This window comes from Streptomyces venetus, from assembly GCF_039540295.1.
Taxonomy (GTDB): domain Bacteria; phylum Actinomycetota; class Actinomycetes; order Streptomycetales; family Streptomycetaceae; genus Streptomyces; species Streptomyces venetus.
In genome coordinates this window covers 452,147-470,150 of the sequence record NZ_BAABET010000001.1, presented here as the reverse complement: position 1 = coordinate 470,150, position 18,004 = coordinate 452,147, and the positions used below count along the sequence as shown (strand labels likewise).

12 protein-coding genes are annotated in these 18,004 nt (G+C 72.2%); 6 read left to right on the top strand and 6 right to left on the bottom strand.

Features of this window, described 5'->3' with window-relative positions; genetic code table 11:
• Positions 1–42: 42 nt before the first annotated feature.
• Together ABEA82_RS02025 and ABEA82_RS02020 are read right to left on the bottom strand one after the other, a co-directional pair.
• The gene (locus tag ABEA82_RS02025; RefSeq protein ID WP_345659574.1) at positions 43–249 is read right to left on the bottom strand and encodes a hypothetical protein; all 207 of its coding nucleotides are present in this window, start codon (positions 247–249) and stop codon (positions 43–45) included.
• Positions 250–366: 117 nt separating this feature from the next.
• The gene (locus ABEA82_RS02020; RefSeq protein WP_345659573.1) at positions 367–1,800 is read right to left on the bottom strand and encodes an MFS transporter; all 1,434 of its coding nucleotides are present in this window, start codon (positions 1,798–1,800) and stop codon (positions 367–369) included.
• A 102-nt stretch (positions 1,801–1,902) separates the two neighbouring features.
• Between ABEA82_RS02020 and ABEA82_RS02015 the strand changes: the two genes are divergently transcribed.
• Positions 1,903–2,817 carry an MmyB family transcriptional regulator gene (locus ABEA82_RS02015; protein WP_345659572.1) on the top strand — a complete coding sequence of 305 codons (915 nt, stop codon included), beginning with the start codon at positions 1,903–1,905 and terminating at the stop codon, positions 2,815–2,817.
• Positions 2,818–2,884: 67 nt separating this feature from the next.
• Positions 2,885–3,370: a hypothetical protein gene (locus ABEA82_RS02010; protein WP_345659571.1), complete on the top strand. Its 486-nt coding sequence runs from the start codon at positions 2,885–2,887 to the stop codon at positions 3,368–3,370.
• Between the two features lie 39 nt (positions 3,371–3,409).
• Here ABEA82_RS02010 and ABEA82_RS02005 read toward each other — a convergent pair whose 3' ends face one another.
• Entirely contained in the window at positions 3,410–4,858 is a 1,449-nt protein-coding gene (locus tag ABEA82_RS02005; protein WP_345659570.1) for an MFS transporter, read from the bottom strand.
• A gap of 78 nt (positions 4,859–4,936) precedes the next feature.
• On the opposite strand from ABEA82_RS02005, the gene dusB reads away from it, so the two are divergent.
• On the top strand, positions 4,937–6,079 hold the full coding sequence (gene dusB, locus ABEA82_RS02000) for a tRNA dihydrouridine synthase DusB (protein ID WP_345659569.1): 1,143 nt from the start codon (positions 4,937–4,939) through the stop codon (positions 6,077–6,079).
• On the opposite strand, the gene ABEA82_RS01995 is transcribed toward dusB, so the two are convergent.
• The 3 genes from ABEA82_RS01995 to ABEA82_RS01985 form a co-directional block, all read right to left on the bottom strand.
• Positions 6,080–8,143 carry a sulfatase-like hydrolase/transferase gene (locus tag ABEA82_RS01995; RefSeq protein WP_345660104.1) on the bottom strand — a complete coding sequence of 688 codons (2,064 nt, stop codon included), beginning with the start codon at positions 8,141–8,143 and terminating at the stop codon, positions 6,080–6,082.
• A 452-nt stretch (positions 8,144–8,595) separates the two neighbouring features.
• Positions 8,596–10,533 carry an amylo-alpha-1,6-glucosidase gene (locus ABEA82_RS01990; RefSeq protein WP_345659568.1) on the bottom strand — a complete coding sequence of 646 codons (1,938 nt, stop codon included), beginning with the start codon at positions 10,531–10,533 and terminating at the stop codon, positions 8,596–8,598.
• Complete coding sequence (locus tag ABEA82_RS01985; protein WP_425588465.1) at positions 10,530–11,942, bottom strand: MGH1-like glycoside hydrolase domain-containing protein; 1,413 nt, start codon at positions 11,940–11,942, stop codon at positions 10,530–10,532. The genes ABEA82_RS01990 and ABEA82_RS01985 overlap by 4 nt, the downstream gene beginning before the upstream one ends.
• Positions 11,943–12,062: 120 nt before the next feature.
• On the opposite strand from ABEA82_RS01985, the gene ABEA82_RS01980 reads away from it, so the two are divergent.
• The 3 genes from ABEA82_RS01980 to ABEA82_RS01970 all read left to right on the top strand — a co-directional run bounded on the left by ABEA82_RS01980 (position 12,063) and on the right by ABEA82_RS01970 (position 18,004).
• Entirely contained in the window at positions 12,063–13,289 is a 1,227-nt protein-coding gene (locus tag ABEA82_RS01980) for an ROK family transcriptional regulator (RefSeq protein ID WP_345659567.1), read from the top strand.
• 405 nt (positions 13,290–13,694) lie between these two features.
• Positions 13,695–16,442, top strand: coding sequence for a pyruvate, phosphate dikinase (ppdK, locus tag ABEA82_RS01975; protein ID WP_423657576.1), 2,748 nt, complete (start codon positions 13,695–13,697; stop codon positions 16,440–16,442).
• A 230-nt stretch (positions 16,443–16,672) separates the two neighbouring features.
• A complete protein-coding gene (locus ABEA82_RS01970; protein ID WP_345659566.1) occupies positions 16,673–18,004 on the top strand; it encodes an erythromycin esterase family protein in 1,332 nt (443 codons plus the stop codon).

Sequence of the window (18,004 nt, the reverse complement as noted above, 5' to 3'; positions counted from 1 at the left end):
ACCCGCCTCGGGCCGAGGTGCCCGCCCTGACCGGCGGGCCCTTCAGGCCGCCGTCGGATCAACGGTCGCCTGGTGGGCCTCCGCCAGGTGCTCCTCCGCCTTGAGCCACGGCAGGAACTGGGCTCCTCTGCGCCAGCCGCAGGTGTCGCATCTGATCGTGCGCTGCACGCCCGTGCGCCGCACCCGCACCACGTGCTCCCGGCCGTGCTGGTCCCAGCGGCTGACCTTGCTCGTGTCGTTCTGCCTCATGACGCCTCCCGCGTCCGGGAATCCGGCGGTTCCGGCCCGTTTCGCAGCAAGGAGTGTGCAGCAAGACCAATATCAACGGGGCTCCCGGGGCAGCGAGTTACCAGGCTGTGAGAGACCTCAGACGACCGTGCGCGGCAGCCTGAGGCTCAGCAGCCCGGTCAGCACCACCCCGCCGAGCTGCACCAGCAGCGTCGTGACCAGGGCGTCCCGCATGCCGGTCCCCGGGACCAGGGAGAGGAACAGCGTGCCCAGGGTGGCCACACCGAGCGCCAGCGCCGACTGCTGGGTGGTGATCATCACACCGCTGCCCACCCCGGCCCGGGCGGGCGGCACCTCGGAGAGGATGACCCGGTAGACGACCGGGAGTTGCAGCGCCTGGCCCGCGCCGGCGACCGCCGCACCCGGGAGCAGCTCGACGAAGCCGAGATGCGGCCAGAAGCGCCAGGCGGCGAGTGCCATCAGGGCCAGGCCCAGGCCCTGGAGCGCGGCGCCCGCCGTCACCACGCGGGTCCCGTACCGGGCGACCAGGCGCGGGCCCAGCAGGGAGAAGACGAAGAACACCACCGCCAGGGGCGCGAGCGCCAGCCCCGCGGCCACCGGATCGAGCCCGGCGCCCTGCTGCAACGCCACCGCGATCACGAACATGAAACCGCTGAAGCCGATGGAGAAGGGCAGGATCAGCAGCAGTCCGCGGCGCAGGGAGACGAGCGCGAACAGGCTCGGCGGGACCAGCGGCGTACGGCCCTCGCGGTCGGCCCGGCGCTCCACCGCGTAGAACGCCGCCGCCACGAACGGGAACGCCCCCAGCGACAGCCACGTCCACAGCGGCCAGCCCGCCGCCCGGCCCTCGGTGAGCGGGACGAGCAGGGTGAGGAGCGAGGCCGCGAGGAGGACCGTGCCGGGGACGTCGACCGGCTCCGGGCGCGGGGAACGGGTCTCGGGGACCGCGCGGACGGCCAGCACCAGCCCGGCGAGGACCACCGGCACATTGACGAGGAACACCGAACGCCAGCCGGTACCGGCGATGTCGGCCGCGACCAGGACCCCGCCGAGGATCTGCCCGGCCACCATGGACAGCCCGGCCGTCGCGCCGTACAGGCCCATGGCCTTCGCCCGCCGCGGGCCGGTCGTGGTGGCCTGGATGGTGGCGAGCACCTGCGGCAGCATCGCGGCGGCCGACGCGCCCTGCGCGACCCGGGCCGCGACCAGCGACCAGGCGCCGGGCGCCAGTCCGCACGCCAGCGAGGTCAGCCCGAAGGCGGCCATACCGACGAGGAACAGCCGCCGCCGCCCGAACAGGTCACCGAGCCGCCCGCCGAGGACCAGCAGGACGGCGTACGCCACGCCGTAACCGGCGACCACCAGTTCGAGGACCGACTCGCTCGCGGCGAGGTCGGTGCCGATGGTGGGCAGAGCGACGTTGACGATGAAGAAGTCGACGAGGGGCAGCGCGGCGGCCAGCAGCACCGTGAACAGGCCGAGGCCGCCCAGCACCGGCGCCGGGGCGGCCGGTGGGCGAACAGTGCGTGGGGTGAGGGATTCCGTGGTCACGGTCACGATCCTGCGACCCGTCCCAGGCTGGTACCAGAGTGTTCTTATCCTGGTAGAAGCACTACCTGGAAACAGGGTCCGGGCGGCGGCAGGCTGGAGGGCATGGTGACCATGGCTCAGGAGACACCGGTACGCGCGCCCGGGGCGCTCCGTGACACGGACGTCCGGCGGCACGAACTGGCGGCCTTCCTGCGCAGCCGCCGTGAGCGGATCGCCCCCGAGGAGGTCGGCCTGCCCCGGGGCCGCCGACGCCGTACACCGGGCCTGCGCCGCGAGGAGGTCGCCCAGCTCTCCGCCGTGGGCGTCACCTGGTACACGTGGCTGGAGCAGGCCCGGGACATCCAGGTCTCCGTCCAGGTCCTCGACGCGCTCGCCCGCGCGCTGCTGCTCGACCCCGGTGAGCGCGCCCACCTCTTCCAGCTGGCGGGGGCCGCGGACCCGACGCCGGCGACCACCTGCCCGTCGGTCACGCCGGCCATGCGGGCGGTGCTGGAACAGGTCGAGCCGTTCCCGGCGTGCCTTCAGAACAGCCGCTACGACATCCTCGCCTACAACCGCACCTACGGACTGCTGCTGTGCGACCTGGACACGGTGCCGCCCGAGGACCGCAACTGCATGGTCCTGTCCTACACGCACCCCGGATGGCAGTCGTCGATCGTGCACCTGGAGGAGACGCAGCGCCTGATGGCCGCCCGCTTCCGCGCGGCCATGGCCGGTCATCTCACCGAGCCCGCCTGGAAGATGCTGCTGAAGCGGCTGCGCACGGAGTCCCCCCAGTTCCGCGCCGCCTGGGACCGCCATGAGGTCGTCGCCCACCGCACCAAGCGCAAGGAGTTCCTCAACCCGCACGTCGGCCGTATCACCGTCGACCACACCGACCTGTGGCTGACGCCCGGCGTGGGGCCGAGGATCGTGACGTACGTACCGGCGGACGCGGAGTCGAGGGAGCGCCTGGAGGAGCTCCAGGCGATCGCCTCAATGCGGCGGGGTCAGCTCCGGAAGAAGGGCCCTGGCTAGTCCGTTCCAGCGGGTGCAGGGCGTGGGGCACACCTCAGGGCCGCGAGCACTGCGACCCTCGTCGTCCATGGATATCGCCACCTTCTACGCCCTCTTCTCCGCGACCTGCTTCACCCTGGTAGGCCTTTGGTGGAACGTCGTCCAGAGTCATGACGAATGGATGCGCGACCCCGCCCAGCGCCGCGTCGTCGGCGGGGTCTACCTGTCCTTCCTGCTGCCCGCCGTGATGGGCCTGTTCGGTCAGGTCGGCGGCGCCGAACAGCCGCGGATCTGGCGGGCGGCCTTCGTCTTCCTCGCCTTGATCGGCTGCGCGTGCACCCTGCGGCTGCTGGCCCGCACCCGCGGCGACGGCTTCGTCGTCTGGCAGCAGGCCGGTGCCACCCTGCTCTACGCCGTGATCGCGGTCGTGGGCGCGTTCCCCGGACTCGCCGACCATGTCGGGCTGCGCCCCATCCAGGCCGAGGCCCTGCTGCTGATCGCTCTGGTCGTCCTGGGCCACGCCCTCGTCTGGCGGTTCATGGCGGGCGAGGGCCGTGCCGTGCAGGAGGACTAGGGGGTGTCCGCAAGATAGGGCGAGGGGCAGCAGCAGCCCTCAAGCCCTGACGCCTGCGGCCTCCCGTACCTCGGCGGCCTCCAACTGCTCAGCTGTTCGCTCGGCGGTCCGGCGGGCCCAGTGTCCGCTGGTCAGGGCGCCCAGCGTCAGCACCGCGGCACCGCAGACCGTCAGGATCCACCAGCCCGGCCGCGCGGCCGTGACGAACATCTCCCGGTACGACGAGGACGCGCCCACGCCCGCGGCGAGCACCGCGCCCACCACCGCGACACCGAGCGTCTGGCCGAGCTGGCGGCTCGTGGAGGCGACGGCCGCGGCGACGCCCGCCTGGGCGCGGGGCATGCCGGAGACCGCCGTGTTGGTGATGGGGGCGTTGACGAAGCCGAAGCCGATGCCGAAGAGGGCGTACCCGGCCACGAGCGTGACGTTCGAGGTCTCGGCGTCGAACGCGGCGAAGAGGAGGCCGCTGGCCGTCATCGCGCCGCCCGCGATCAGCAGCGGCAGGCGTGGACCGCGGGTCCCCACCAGACGGCCGGAGAGCGGGGCGCACAGGAAGGTCGGGGCCGCCATCGGCAGCATCCACAGGCCGGCCTCCAGGGCGGTCAGACCGCGTACGTTCTGGAGGTACAGCGTGGACAGGAACAGGAAGCCGCCGAGTGCGGCGAACGCGCTGATCGCGATGACGGTGGCGCCGCTGAAGGGTGCCGAGCGGAAGAACCGCAGGTCGATCAGCGGCTCCGCGCGCCGCGGCTCGTACAGGAGCAGGCCCGTGAGCGCGGCCAGGGCCACCACGACGAGCGGGGCGGTCGAGGCGAACGGTGTGGTCGGCGCCTCGATGATCGCGTAGGTCAGGGAGCCGAACAGGGCGATCACCAGGAGCTGGCCGACGGGGTCGGGGCGGCGGGCCCGGCCGGCCCGGGACTCGGGGACGAAGCGCAGCGTGAGCAGGAGGGCGGCGAGGCCCACGGGGAGGTTGATCCAGAAGATCGAGCGCCAGCCGACCGACTCCACCAGCAGGCCGCCGACCAGCGGGCCGGCGGCCATCGATATGCCGACGACCGCGCCCCACACGCCGATCGCCCGGGCGCGCTCACGGGGGTCGGTGAAGGTGTTGGTGATGATCGACATGGCGACCGGGTTGAGCATGGAGCCGCCCACCGCCTGCACCATCCGGAAGGCGATCAGCGCCTCCAGGTTCGGCGCGAGGGAGCAGAGCACCGAGCCGACGGTGAAGACGACCAGACCCGCCATGAACACGCGCTTGCGGCCGATCCGGTCGGCCGTGGAGCCCGCGAGCATCAGCAGCGAGGCCAGGACCAGGGTGTACGCGTCGATCGTCCACTGAAGGCCCGACGTACTCGCGTGCAGGTCCCGCTGCATGGACGGCAGGGCCACGTTCAGGACCGTGTTGTCGAGGCTGACGATGAGCAGGCTCATGCAGCAGATCGCGAGGACCAGCATGCGGCGGCGGTGGCTGAGCTCGGGCATGCGCTCCATCGTACGCCGAGTTCGATAGTGCGGCTAACTAATGAATTGTGCCTTCGCGCCGCACGGCACAATGGAGGAATGTCCACGCCCACCACGCCCCTGCGCATCGGCCCGCACACCGTCCAGCCGCCCGTCGTCCTGGCCCCCATGGCCGGGATCACCAACGCCCCCTTCCGCACGCTGTGCCGGGAGTTCAGCGGCGGCAAGGGCCTGTTCGTCAGCGAGATGATCACCACCCGGGCGCTGGTGGAACGCAACGAGAAGACGATGCAGCTCATTCACTTCGACGCGAGTGAGCGCCCCCGGTCCGTCCAGCTCTACGGCGTGGACCCGGCGACCGTCGGCAAGGCCGTCCGCATGATCGCGGAGGAGGACCTCGCCGACCACATCGACCTGAACTTCGGCTGCCCGGTGCCCAAGGTGACCCGCAAGGGCGGTGGATCCGCGCTCCCGTACAAGCGGAACCTGCTGCGCGCCATCCTGCGCGAGGCCGTCAGCGGCGCCGGCGACCTGCCCGTGACGATGAAGATGCGCAAGGGCATCGACGACGACCACATCACCTTCCTCGACGCCGGCCGGATCGCCGTCGAGGAGGGCGTCACCGCCATCGCGCTGCACGGCCGCACCGCCGCCCAGCACTACGGCGGCACCGCCGACTGGGACGCCATCGCCCGGCTGAAGGAGCATGTGCCGGAGATCCCCGTGCTCGGCAACGGCGACATCTGGTCGGCCGAGGACGCGCTGCGGATGGTGCGCGAGACCGGCTGCGACGGGGTCGTGGTCGGGCGCGGGTGCCTGGGGCGGCCCTGGCTGTTCTCCGACCTCGTCGCCGCCTTCGAGGGACGGCACGACGACATCGCCCGGCCCACGCTCCGCGAGGTCGCCGACGTCATGGTCCGGCACGCCACGCTGCTCGGCGAGTGGATCGGCGACGAGTCCAAGGGCGTCGTCGACTTCCGCAAGCACGTCGCCTGGTACCTCAAGGGGTTCGCGGTCGGCTCGGAGATGCGGGGGCGCCTCGCGATCACCTCCTCGCTGGAGGAACTGCGGGCCGGGCTCGACGAACTCGACCTCGACCAGCCCTGGCCCACCGGCGCCGACGGGCCCCGGGGCCGTACGTCCGGCAACAACCGGGTGGTGCTGCCGGACGGCTGGCTGAAGGACCCCTACGACTGCGCGGGCGTCGGCGAGGACGCGGAACTGGACACCTCCGGCGGCTGATCAGCCCGACGGGCGGGGTGTCGAGCCGAACGCCTTCAGGAAGCGGTCGCGGAAGGAGCTCATCTTCCAGACGGGCGCGTCGCGGTCCGGCTTCAGGCCCTCCGTCCAGTTCCAGCCGGCGACCTTGTCCAGGACCTTCGGGTCCTTCGCGACGATCGACACCGGCACGTCCCGGCTGGCGCGTTCGCCGCTGACCCGGGCGATGGGCTGGTGGTCGCCGAGGAAGACCAGGACGGTGTCGTCGGTGCCGTAGCGCTCCAGCCACTGGGTGAGGCTGGTGACCGAGTACTGGACGGCCTTGCCGTACTCCTCGCGGGACCTGGTGGTGTCGGTGATGATGTCCGACGCCTTGTTGCCGGCCTTCTGGATCGCGTCGAAGACGGAGCCGTCGCCCAGTTCGTCCCAGCCGACCGTCTTCGGGATGGGCGCCCAGGGCTGGTGACTGGAGGTCAGGATGACGAACGACATCAGCGGCTTGTCGCGCTTCCGGCCGTGCACCTGGCGCTGGAACGCCTCCAGCGCGTACTGGTCGGGCATGGTGGACCAGCTGAACTTCGGGCCCTTGTAGCCCAGGTCGTACGCGTCGTAGAGCTTGTCGAGGCCGTACCACTTCTCCTCCGGCCAGCCCTTCTGCACGCCCGGCATGACACCGACCGTGTCCCAGGCGCCGGACTTCTGGAACGCCTTGGTGAGGGTGAGGTGGTCGCCGGCGCTGACCGTGCGGTAGCGGCGCTGGTTGTCGATCCACAGGCCGGACATGGTCGTGGAGTGACCGAGCCAGCTGCTGCCGCCGTAGGTGGCCGAGGTCAGCCAGCCGCTCCGGGCGGCGAAACCGGCCTTCGCGAGGGCCTTGGTGCTGGTGTCGAGGGTCCGGTCGACGCCGGGGGCCATGATCGGGTCCTCGATGGCGCTGCGGCCGTAGCTCTCGATGAACGTGAAGATCATGTCCTTGCCGCGCAGGTCGGGCAGCAGCTGGTCGGGCGGGGTGTTGCCGAAGCTGTCCGCCTTCGCCTCCTGCGCGAACGCCGCCTCGTCCCGCAGCGACTCCACCGTCCGCTGCGCGTGCACCCGGAGGGCACCGGCCGCGCGCTCGGAGGCGATCGGCCCGCCGAAGAGCGTCAGGCCCAGGGCCGAGCAGGTGATCCAGATGGTGCCGGCGATCAGCGCGCCCCGGGCCGCCCGCGGCCGGTGGCGGACCAGCAGCTCGCTGAGCCGGATCGTCGCCAGGACCATGACGACCGCCAGCAGCAGGACGAGGACGACCGCGCCGACGGCGGCGGCGGTCGCGACGCCGCTGCCCAGCGTGTCCTCGACGTACGCCTGCGCGTCGGGCAGCAGGTCCCAGTCGAGCGCGGCGTTGAAGCCACGGCCCAGGTACTCGTTGAACCCCATGTCGAGCAGGTTCACCGCGGTCAGCGCGGTGAGGCCGAGCCCGTACAGCACCGCCGCGACCACCCGGGGCCGCCGCGGCAGCCCCAGCACGACGCCGGCCCCGAGCACCGCCTCCGCCGGGATACGGGTGAAGCTCCGCGGCTCCACACCGGGCAGGGTGTTGGGCAGCAGCAGAGCCCCGAGGACGAGCACGGCCGCGAGGGCGGTGACGCTCCAGGAGAGGACTCGGGCGACCCGGGGGTGGCGGGTGCGGAGGTAGGTGACTCCGGTGAGGCGAGCGAGGCGGGATCTCCGGCCGGCCCGGGGAGCGGCGGTGACGGGCTCGTCCGCGACGGACTCGGCGGTGACAGGCTCGGGTGTGACGGCTAGGGCGCCGCCGGCCGGTCTCCCGACCGCCGACGCCTGTTCCGCCTCGGGTGCGGCTTTCGCCTCCGGCGTGGTCTGCGACGACGATGCCGCTGCGGGCGCCGGTGCCGGTGCGGGTTCCTGTTCCAGTGCGGGCTCCGGTGCCGGTCCCGGTTCCGGCTCGGGTGTGGGGTCCGCTGTCGGTGTCGCTGCGGGCCTCGCCTCGGGGCTGGGTTCCGGTGTCGGTGTCGCTGCGGGGTCCGGCGCGGGTTCCGATGTTGCGGCGGGTGCGGATACGGGTGCGGGTTCCGGCTCGGGTGTGGGTATCGGTGGGGGCGCGGGTTTCGCCTCCGGCGTGGGCTGCGACGACGATGCCGCTGCGGGTGCCGTTGACGAGTCGAGTTCCGGCGCCGGCTTCAGCTCCGGCTCGGGCGTCCGCGTGGGGCCCGGCACGCGGTCGCGTGCTGGTGCCGACTCCGGCTCCGCTTCCTCCGTGTCGCCTGGCCCCCCGGCACCCGGTTTCCTTTCCTCCCCCTCCGTCTCGTCACGCCGCGTCTCTGTCACGGCCTCTGAGGGCACGTCACCTGACCCCGATGACTCGCTGAAGCGTGTGAAGACAGGCACCCGGAGAGGTCCTTCCCGTACGGAAACCGGTGAGGTGGCGGACCCGTGTGGGGGTGCGGGTCCGCCTCAGTTCCGTACGGGGCGTTCAGCGGGTGTGTTCAGCGCCCGCGGCCAGCGCTCGGCAAACACCCGGCAAACGCTCGGCCAACCGGGACTCAGACGCCGCCGACCGCCGTGAGCAGCGCCAACGGGGCCGCGGCCGAGCGGGATTCGCGGACGCACGCGTGCGGGTACGGCACCGGCTCGGGGTGGGTGTCGCGGTCGTAGCCCGCGAGGACCTCCGGCAGCCGGTGACCGGTCGCGGCCGCCGCGTCGACGAGACCGCCCGCGATCGCGCGGGCCTCGTCGTGCAGCCCGTAGCGGGCCAGGCCCAGCGCGATCAGCGCGTTGTCGTGCGGCCAGACCGAACCGCGGTGGTAGGACAGCGGGTGGTAGGCCGGCTGCCCGGCGGCCAGGGTGCGCACGCCCCAGCCCGAGAAGAAGTCCGGTTCGAGGAGCCGCCGGCCGACCTGTTCGCCGTACTCCTTGTCCAGCAGCCCCGACCACAGCAGGTGCCCGGCGTCGGAGGCGAGGGCGTCGACCCGCTCGCCCCGGCCGTCGAGGGCGAGCGCAGGGAAGGAGCGCTCCGGCATCCAGAAGTCCCGCTGGAAACGGTCGCGCAGGTCACCGGCCCCCTGCTCCAGCAGGTCCGCGTACGTCCCGTCCTGCCACACCGTGCGCGCCAGCCACGCCGTGCGGCGCAGCGCGTCGTACGCGTAGCCCTGGGCGCCCGCGGCGGTCACCGGGCCGTGGGGCCGGGTGCCGTCGGCGGAGCAGATCGCGCCGGGGGAGTCCTTCCAGTTCTGGTTGGCGAGGCCGCCCCGGTCGGCGCGGTAGACCAGGTAGCCGCGCGAGGTCAGGCCGCCGTGGTCGAGCATCCAGCCGACGGCGGCACGGGCGTGGGGTTCGAGACGGCGGGCCAGAGCGGTGTCGCCCGTCTGCTCCACATAGGCGCCGAGGAGCACGAGGAACAACGGCGTGGCGTCGACCGAGCCGTAGTAACGGCCGTAGGGGACCTGGCCGAAGTGCGCCAGTTCGCCGTGCCGCACCTCGTGCACGATCTTGCCGGGCTGGGCGACCTCGTCGACGCCCGCGCCCGTCGCCTGGGTCGCGGCGAGCGCGGGCAGCGTGGCCGCGGCCAGCCGGGGCCGGTAGGGCAGGGCGAACAGCGAGGTCAGCAGCGCGTCCCGGCCCAGCAGCGTCAGGAACCAGGGTGCGCCGGCCGCCGGAACGCGCAGTTCCTCGCCGTCCGGGCCGGTCGCGGGGACCTGGAGCGCGGCGAGGTCGGCGAGGCCCCGGGCGCAGGCCGCGGCCAGCTCCGGCCGGCCGCTCGGGAAGGCCACGCCCTCCATGAACTCGCTCTCCCGCTCCCGGAGCTGCCGCTGGAGCGCGGCGGGGGAGCGGGGCACGCGCAGGGCGCGCCTGTCACCGTGCGGGCGGGCGATGACCCGCAGGACCAGCTCGGCGGTGCCGTGCGGATCGAGGTCCAGGGTCCACACCATGCGGCGGGCACCGGTGCCGGTCTCCTCCACCGCGTCCGGCCGCGGTTCGGCCGTCACGGTCGTGACGGACCGCCACTCGCCGCGCCGGTAGCTGAACTCCACCCCGTGCCCGAGGACCTTGCGGGAGCGGACGGCGCCCGCCTTGGAGTAGGTGCGGTGGTCGGAGCGCAGTTCGAACTGGTCGGTGAAGTCGGCGTCGGCGGTGACCGCGAGCCGGACCGTCGTCGGTACGGGACGGTTGCTGGTGACGCGCAGCGACTCGACGAACGAGGCGTCGCCGACGGCCTGTTCACGGAAGAGCGTGTACGCGGGCGGTTCGTCGCGGCCGCCGCGCGGGACCAGCACGCAGGCCGCCGTGTCCCCGTCGGTCACCGGGGTGAGCGTGTCGGGCACGGCCCCGTCGACGGTGAGCTGCCAGCGGCTCAGGTGCCGCGCGTCCCGTACGAACATGCCGTCCGGGGCGCTGCCGCCCCGGTAGCCGCTGATGTCGCCGCGGTCGCCGACGGCGGCGAACGTCCCGCCGTGCACGAGCAGATGATGCCGGTCCGTCATAGCCGGTCCTCTCCCTTGGTCGCCGTGACACCGTTCTTGTCCCATGCGGGCCGGTCGTGCAGCAGGTCGAGCGTGAGCGCGGCGGTCCAGCCGAAGCCGGTGGCGCCGCAGGCCTGTGCCGTGTACGGGTCGACGTACTCCGCGAAGCCGGAGGCGCCGGCGGTGTGCAGGATGCCCCTGCGCAGGGCGTCGGCCCGGCCGCGCTCGCCCTGAAGCCGCAGTCCGCGCTCCAGCAGCCAGCTGGTGTTGAACCAGGCCGGGCCGCGCCAGTAGCGGTGCGGGTCGAAGGCCTCGCCGAGCAGGTCGTAGCTGGGCACCAGGCGGGTCGATCCGCCGAGGCCGAAGTGCGGGCCGCAGACGGTACGGACCAGGGTGGCCGCGAGGTCGCGCGGCAGGGTCGGCAGCAGCAGGGGGACCAGCCCGGCGACACCGCGCTCGGGGACGAGCTCCCCGGCGCGTACGTCCCGGCACAGGAACATCCCCGCGGCCGGGTCCCACAGCCGCTCCACCAGGGCGGCGGTCAGCCGCTCGGCGCGGGTCCGCCGGGCCGAGCCCGCCGCGCCCAGCTCGTGCGCGATCCGGGCCAGGGCGTACTCGGAGGTGATGAGCAGGGCGTTGAACGCCGGGTCCTCCACCATGAAGTCCCCGGGCCCGTCCGCATAGCCCCGGTCCCGGTAGTCCGCCGCGAGCCGCACGTACCGCCCGTAGTCCAGATCCGTCGGCCGGCCCTCGGGGGAACCGTGGTCGAGGTCGGCGCGGCGGAAGGAGCGGGCCGGGGCCGGAGTGACCCGGGACAGCGGACGGTCCCAGCAGGGGCTGTTGTCCATACCCTGTTCCCAGGGGTGCACCACGGACACCAGCCCGCCCCCGCCCAGGTCGCGCCGGTGCAGCAAGTACCGGTGCCAGGCGGCGAGTCGGGGGTACGCCCGGGTGAGGAAGCCGCGGGCCCGGGACAGGCCCGGGTCGGCGAGGTGCACCAGCCAGGCGGCCAGCGCGTGCACCGGTGGCTGCACGATCCCGGAGGTCTGTACGGTGCGCGGGGCGCCCGCGGCACGCCCCGCGGTGGCGGACCGCCAGAAGTCGGGGCTGGGGAAGTACGCGTCGAGCGGGACGGAGGGGTTGAAGACGATGTGCGGGATCCGCCCGTCCGCCCACTGGGCCGCCAGCAGCGTCTCCAGCTCCGTCTGCGCCCGTAACGGCGACAGGTGGCGCAGGCCGATGGCGATGAACGCCGAGTCCCACGACCACTGGTGCGGATACAGGCTGCGCGAGGGCACGGTGGAGGAACCCGTCCAGCCGGCCTCCAGCACGGCGGCCGCCCTGAGGTGCAGGGGAAGGGCGGTACGGGACGGATCGTATGCAATGGTGCCTCCCGTGGGGCGGGGGGCGCGTCGGGCGGTGCGGTCCACTCGGAACTCTCCGGGAGACGTCCGGCCGGCCGGTTCGGCTGCGGCTACGGTGAGGTTACGTCTATTTAACACGCAAAACCCACTATGTAAGGCAAGGTTGAGAAACACAAGGGGGTGTGCATGACCGGACGTCCCGGGAGGACCGGCAGAGGCGTGGGCCAGGCGAGCGCCGGCGAACTGCTCGAACTGGTGCGCAGTCGCCGCGCCGTGACGAGGGGTGCGCTGCAACGGGCGACCGGACTGTCCCGCGCCACGGTCGGCCAGCGGCTGGACCGGCTCTTCCGCGCGGGCTGGCTGCGCGAGGGTGCCGGGGGGCCGGTCGACTCCCCGCTGGGCGGACGCCCCTCCATCACCCTGGAGTTCGACGACGAGCACGCGGTGGTCCTGGCCGCCGACCTCGACACCCGGCACGCGCGGGCGGCCGTGCTGTCGCTGTCCGGCGAGATCTTCGCCGAGCACTCCGGCACCCTGGTCGTGGAGGACGGGCCGGACGCCGTGCTCGGCGAACTCGGCCGCTGGTTCGCCGAGCTGCTGGAGAAGGCCGGGCACGGGGCGGAGGCGGTCTGCGGTGTCGGGCTCGCGGTACCCGGCCCGGTCGACACCGAGACCGGCCGTGTCGTCCAGCCGCCGATCATGCCCGGCTGGGACGGTTACGACATACGGGGCCGGCTGGCCCGGGCGCTCACCGAGCACACCGGCGCAGGCCCCCTGCCGGTGCTGGTGGACAACGACGCCAACCTCATGGCGTACGGCGAACAGCGCACCGGCTACCCCGACTGCTCCGCCTTCGTGCTGGTGAAGGTCTCCACCGGCATCGGTGCCGGGGTCGTGGTCGGCGGCTCGGTCTTCCGGGGCATCGACGGCGGCGCCGGGGACATCGGGCACATCCGGGTGCCGGAGGGCGCCCAGGCGCTGTGCCGGTGCGGTTCGTACGGCTGCCTGGCCGCCGTCGCGAGCGGTGGCGCGGTGGCCCGGCGGCTCGCGGAGGCCGGGGTCCCGGCGGCCTCCGGCTCGGACGTGCGGAACCTGCTGGCGTCCGGGCACCCCGAGGCGGTCGGCCTCGCCCGGGAGGCCGGGCGCCGGGTCGGGGACGTGCTGGCGACCGTCGTGACGCTGCTCAACCCCGGAGTGCTGATGATCGCCGGGGATCTGGCCGGAACCGCCTTCCTCACCGGTGTGCGCGAACTGCTCTACCAGCGGGCGCTGCCCCGCTCCACCGCCCACCTCGACGTGGTGACGTCCCGGCTGGGTGAGCGAGCCGGGCTGGTGGGGGCCGGTGCGATGGTCGTGGAGTACCTCTACGCCCCGGAACGGGTCGAGGAGCGGCTGCGCGCGCTCGGGGTGTGACGCGGACATTTCAGTCGCGCGACACGTCCGCATGGTGAAATCCGCCGGGCTGTGGCAGCGTGATTCTCGCCACCCCTGATAAGGGTTGCGCTCAGATGAGCGGATCTTGAGCGGCTGCACTTCTCCAAAGGGTGGCACTGAGTGCCACCGTTTGATCGTTCATCGAGCGAAATCAAGCGTGCGGTATCACCGCTCATATGAGCGCCCAGAGGGCCTGGGGAGGTTCTTGCGTTCAAGAAGTGAAAACATACGCCCGTGATCGCTTGCCGAGCCTTGACTTTCGATCCGCTGGCGGACGAGTGGTTACGGGCGCATGACGCACGAGTGGACGTACCCAGACGCCTTTGATCTGGGTATGTTCCTCGCCGTCAGGGCAGCCACCGCGTCCTCGAGGAGTCGAGACCCGTGTCGGAAAACAAAGATCTCCCGGTAGCCGAGCAGGCCGCGAGCGTTGAGGGCGTGAAGTTCGTCTACGACTTCACCGAGGGCAACAAGGACCTCAAGGACCTCCTCGGTGGCAAGGGCGCGAACCTCGCCGAGATGACGAACCTCGGTCTTCCTGTCCCGCCCGGCTTCACGATCACCACCGAGGCCTGCAAGGTCTACCTCGACAGCGGCGAGGAGCCGGCGGCACTGCGTGACGAGGTGAGTGCGCACCTCGACGCCCTCGAGGCCCGCATGGGCAAGAAGCTCGGCCAGGCCGACGACCCGCTGCTGGTGTCGGTGCGCTCCGGTGCCAAGTTCTCCATGCCCGGCATGATGGACACCGTCCTCAACATCGGCCTCTCCGACAAGTCGGTGCAGGGGCTCGCCAAGCAGGCCGGCGACGACCGGTTCGCCTGGGACTCCTACCGCCGCCTCATCCAGATGTTCGGCAAGACCGTCCTCGGCGTCGACGGCGAGCTCTTCGAGGACGCGCTGGAAGCGGCGAAGGCGGCCAAGAAGGTCACGGTCGACACCGAGCTGGAGGCCGCCGACCTCAAAAAGCTCGTCACCAAGTTCAAGAAGATCGTCAAGACCGAGGCCGGCCGGGACTTCCCGCAGGACCCGCGCGAGCAGATGGACCTCGCCATCCACGCGGTCTTCGACTCCTGGAACACCGACCGGGCCAAGCTCTACCGCCGCCAGGAGCGCATCCCGCACGACCTGGGCACGGCCGTCAACGTCTGTTCCATGGTCTTCGGCAACCTCGGCCCCGACTCCGGCACCGGCGTCGCCTTCACCCGCGACCCCGCCAGCGGCCACCAGGGCGTCTACGGCGACTACCTCCAGAACGCGCAGGGCGAGGACGTCGTCGCGGGCATCCGCAACACCGTGCCGCTCGCCGAGCTGGAGCGGATCGACAAGAAGTCGTACGACCAGCTGATGCAGATCATGGAGACGCTGGAGAACCACTACAAGGATCTCTGCGACATCGAGTTCACCATCGAGCGCGGTGTGCTCTGGATGCTCCAGACCCGCGTCGGCAAGCGCACCGCGGGCGCGGCCTTCCGCATCGCGACCCAGCTGGTCGACCAGGGCCTGATCGACGAGGCCGAGGCGCTCACCCGCGTCAACGGCGCCCAGCTCGCCCAGCTGATGTTCCCGCGCTTCGACGAGACCGCCAAGGTCGAGCAGGTCGGGCGCGGCATCGCCGCCTCCCCGGGCGCGGCCGTCGGCAAGGCCGTCTTCGACTCCTACACGGCCGTGAAGTGGTCCCGCTCCGGCGAGAAGGTCATCCTCATCCGCCGTGAGACCAACCCCGACGACCTGGACGGCATGATCGCCGCCGAGGGCATCCTGACCTCGCGCGGCGGCAAGACCTCCCACGCGGCCGTCGTCGCCCGCGGCATGGGCAAGACCTGTGTCTGCGGCGCCGAGGAGCTGGAGGTCGACACCAAGCGCCGCCGGATGACCGTCCCGGGCGGGCACGTCGTCGAGGAGGGCGACGTCGTCTCCATCGACGGCTCCTCCGGCAAGGTCTACCTCGGTGAGGTACCGGTCGTGCCGTCGCCGGTCGTGGAGTACTTCGAGGGCCGGATGCACCCGGGCGCCGACGACGCCGACGAGCTGGTCGAGGCCGTCCACCGCATGATGGCCTTCGCCGACCGCAAGCGCCGCCTGCGGGTGCGCGCCAACGCCGACAACGCCGAGGACGCGCTGCGCGCCCGCCGCTTCGGCGCCCAGGGCATCGGCCTGTGCCGCACCGAGCACATGTTCCTCGGCGACCGGCGCGAGCTGGTGGAGCGGCTGATCCTGGCCGACACGGACGCCGAGCGCGAGGAGTCCCTCAAGCAGCTGCTCCCGCTCCAGAAGCAGGACTTCGTGCAGCTCTTCGAGTCGATGGACGGCCTCCCGGTCACCATCCGCCTCCTGGACCCGCCGCTGCACGAGTTCCTCCCGGACATCACCGAGCTGTCCGTCCGCGTGGCCCTCGCCGAGTCCCGCCAGGAGCCGCACGAGAACGAACTGCGCCTGCTCCAGGCCGTGCACCGGCTGCACGAGCAGAACCCGATGCTGGGTCTGCGCGGCGTCCGTCTCGGCCTGGTCATCCCCGGCCTGTTCACCATGCAGGTCCGGGCGATCGCCGAGGCCGCGGCCGAGCGCAAGGCCGCCAAGGGCGACCCGCGCGCGGAGATCATGATCCCGCTCGTCGGCACGGTGCAAGAGCTGGAGATCGTGCGCGAGGAGGCCGACAAGGTCATCGCCGAGGTGGAGGCGGCCTCGGGCGCGCAGCTCAAGCTGTCCATCGGCACGATGATCGAGCTGCCGCGCGCCGCCCTGACCGCCGGTCAGATCGCCGAGGCGGCCCAGTTCTTCTCCTTCGGCACGAACGACCTGACCCAGACGGTGTGGGGCTTCTCCCGGGACGACGTGGAGGCGAGCTTCTTCACCGCGTACCTGGAGAAGGGCATCTTCGGCGTCTCCCCGTTCGAGACGATCGACAAGGACGGCGTCGGCTCCCTGGTGAAGCTCGCCGCCAAGGCCGGCCGCGAGACCCGTCCCGACCTCAAGCTCGGCGTCTGCGGCGAGCACGGCGGCGACCCGGAGTCGGTCCACTTCTTCCACGAGGTGGGGCTCGACTACGTCTCCTGCTCCCCGTTCCGCATCCCGGTGGCCCGCCTGGAGGCCGGCCGGGCGGCGGTCCAGTCGCAGGGCAGCGACCACCGCTAGAACCGTGGCCCGCGCAGGGCCACCCAAGAACCCGGAGCCGTCGGCGGTCCCCGACCACCCTCACCGATCGCGGCGGCTCCGGCTCACGGAGAAGAGCGGGCGCGGCACCTTTGTGCGGAGGTGCCGCCCCGCTCTCTCGCCTTTGGCCCCCTCCCGTTCTCCCGTTCCCTTGCGATCCGTTCAGGTACCGGTGGGTTCGCGGAGATCGGCAACCGGGCACGTATGCGGACATGTCGTGCCTGCGTCCGTGGACCGTCCTCGTTCTCGCGCTGCTTCTCCCCGCCCCCGTCGCTGCCGCCGCCGGCTCCGCGGGGGACCCGGTCGTGCCCGTGCTGGAGCGGGCCGCGAGTCCACTGCGCAGCGCCGAGCCCGGCGGGAACACCGGCGACCTCCGCCCGGTCGGCAGAGCCGTCGGGGACGCGGTCGTGGTGGGGATGGGCGAGGCGACGCACGGCTCGCACGAGTTCCTCACCATGAAGGAACGGGTCTTCCGGTACCTGGTGGAGCACCGGGGCTTTCGCACCTTCGCCCTGGAGACGGCCTGGAGCACCGGGGTGCGCCTCGACGACTACGTCGTGCACGGCAAGGGCGACCCGGCGCGCATCATGCGCGAGGACCTCCAGTACACGTACGCGCTGAACCCCACCGCCGAGAACCTGGCGCTGGTCGCGTGGATGCGGAACCACAACCGCCGCCACCCGAAGGACCCGGTCCGCTTCATGGGCGACGACTGGGGCTACACCGGGCCGGAGCTGTACGACCGGGTGACGGACCACGTGGCCCGGGTCCGCCCGGACCTCACGCCGCGCTTCGAGGAGCTGTACCGGGGGCTGCGGCCGACCGCCCCCTCCGGCGCGTACCAGAAGGCGTACCTGGCCCGGCCGCTCGCCGAACGGCAGGAGATGGCGTCCCGGACCGGACGGGCACTGGCGCTGCTGAGGTCACTGGAGCCGCGGGGCGGGGCCGGGCGGCGGGAGTTCGCCGAGGTGCTGCGACACGCCACGGTGATCGACCAGACGGCCACCGGCTACGGCTTCGACTTCACGGATCCGCGGCAGCGCGCCGAGGCCATGCGCTGGCGGGACGAGGTCATGGCGGACAACGTCGTCTGGTGGCGTGAGCACACCGGGCACCGGATCCTGCTGTCCGGTCACAACAACCACGTCGGCTACGAGCCCGAGGACCCGCAGGTCCTGCCCAGGACCCAGGGCGCCGTCCTCCGGGACCGGCTCGGCGGCTATGTGAGCGTCGGACTCACCTTCGGCGCCGGCTCGTTCAAGGCCACCGACCCGGAGGAGGCGCACATGCTCACCCACACGGTCGACCCCGCCCCTCCCGGCAGCAACGAGCACACCCTGGACCAGGTGCGCCACGACCGCTACGTCCTGGACCTGCGGACCGCCCCGGGGCCGGCCCGCCCCTGGCTCGCCGTGGCCCGGCCCACCCGCAGCGTCGGCACCTCCTACCCGGAGGAGCGGAACTGGTACGACATCGCGCTGGGCCGCTGCTTCGACGTGCTGATCCATCAGGACCGGGTGCGGGCCGTCGACCTGCTGTCCTGA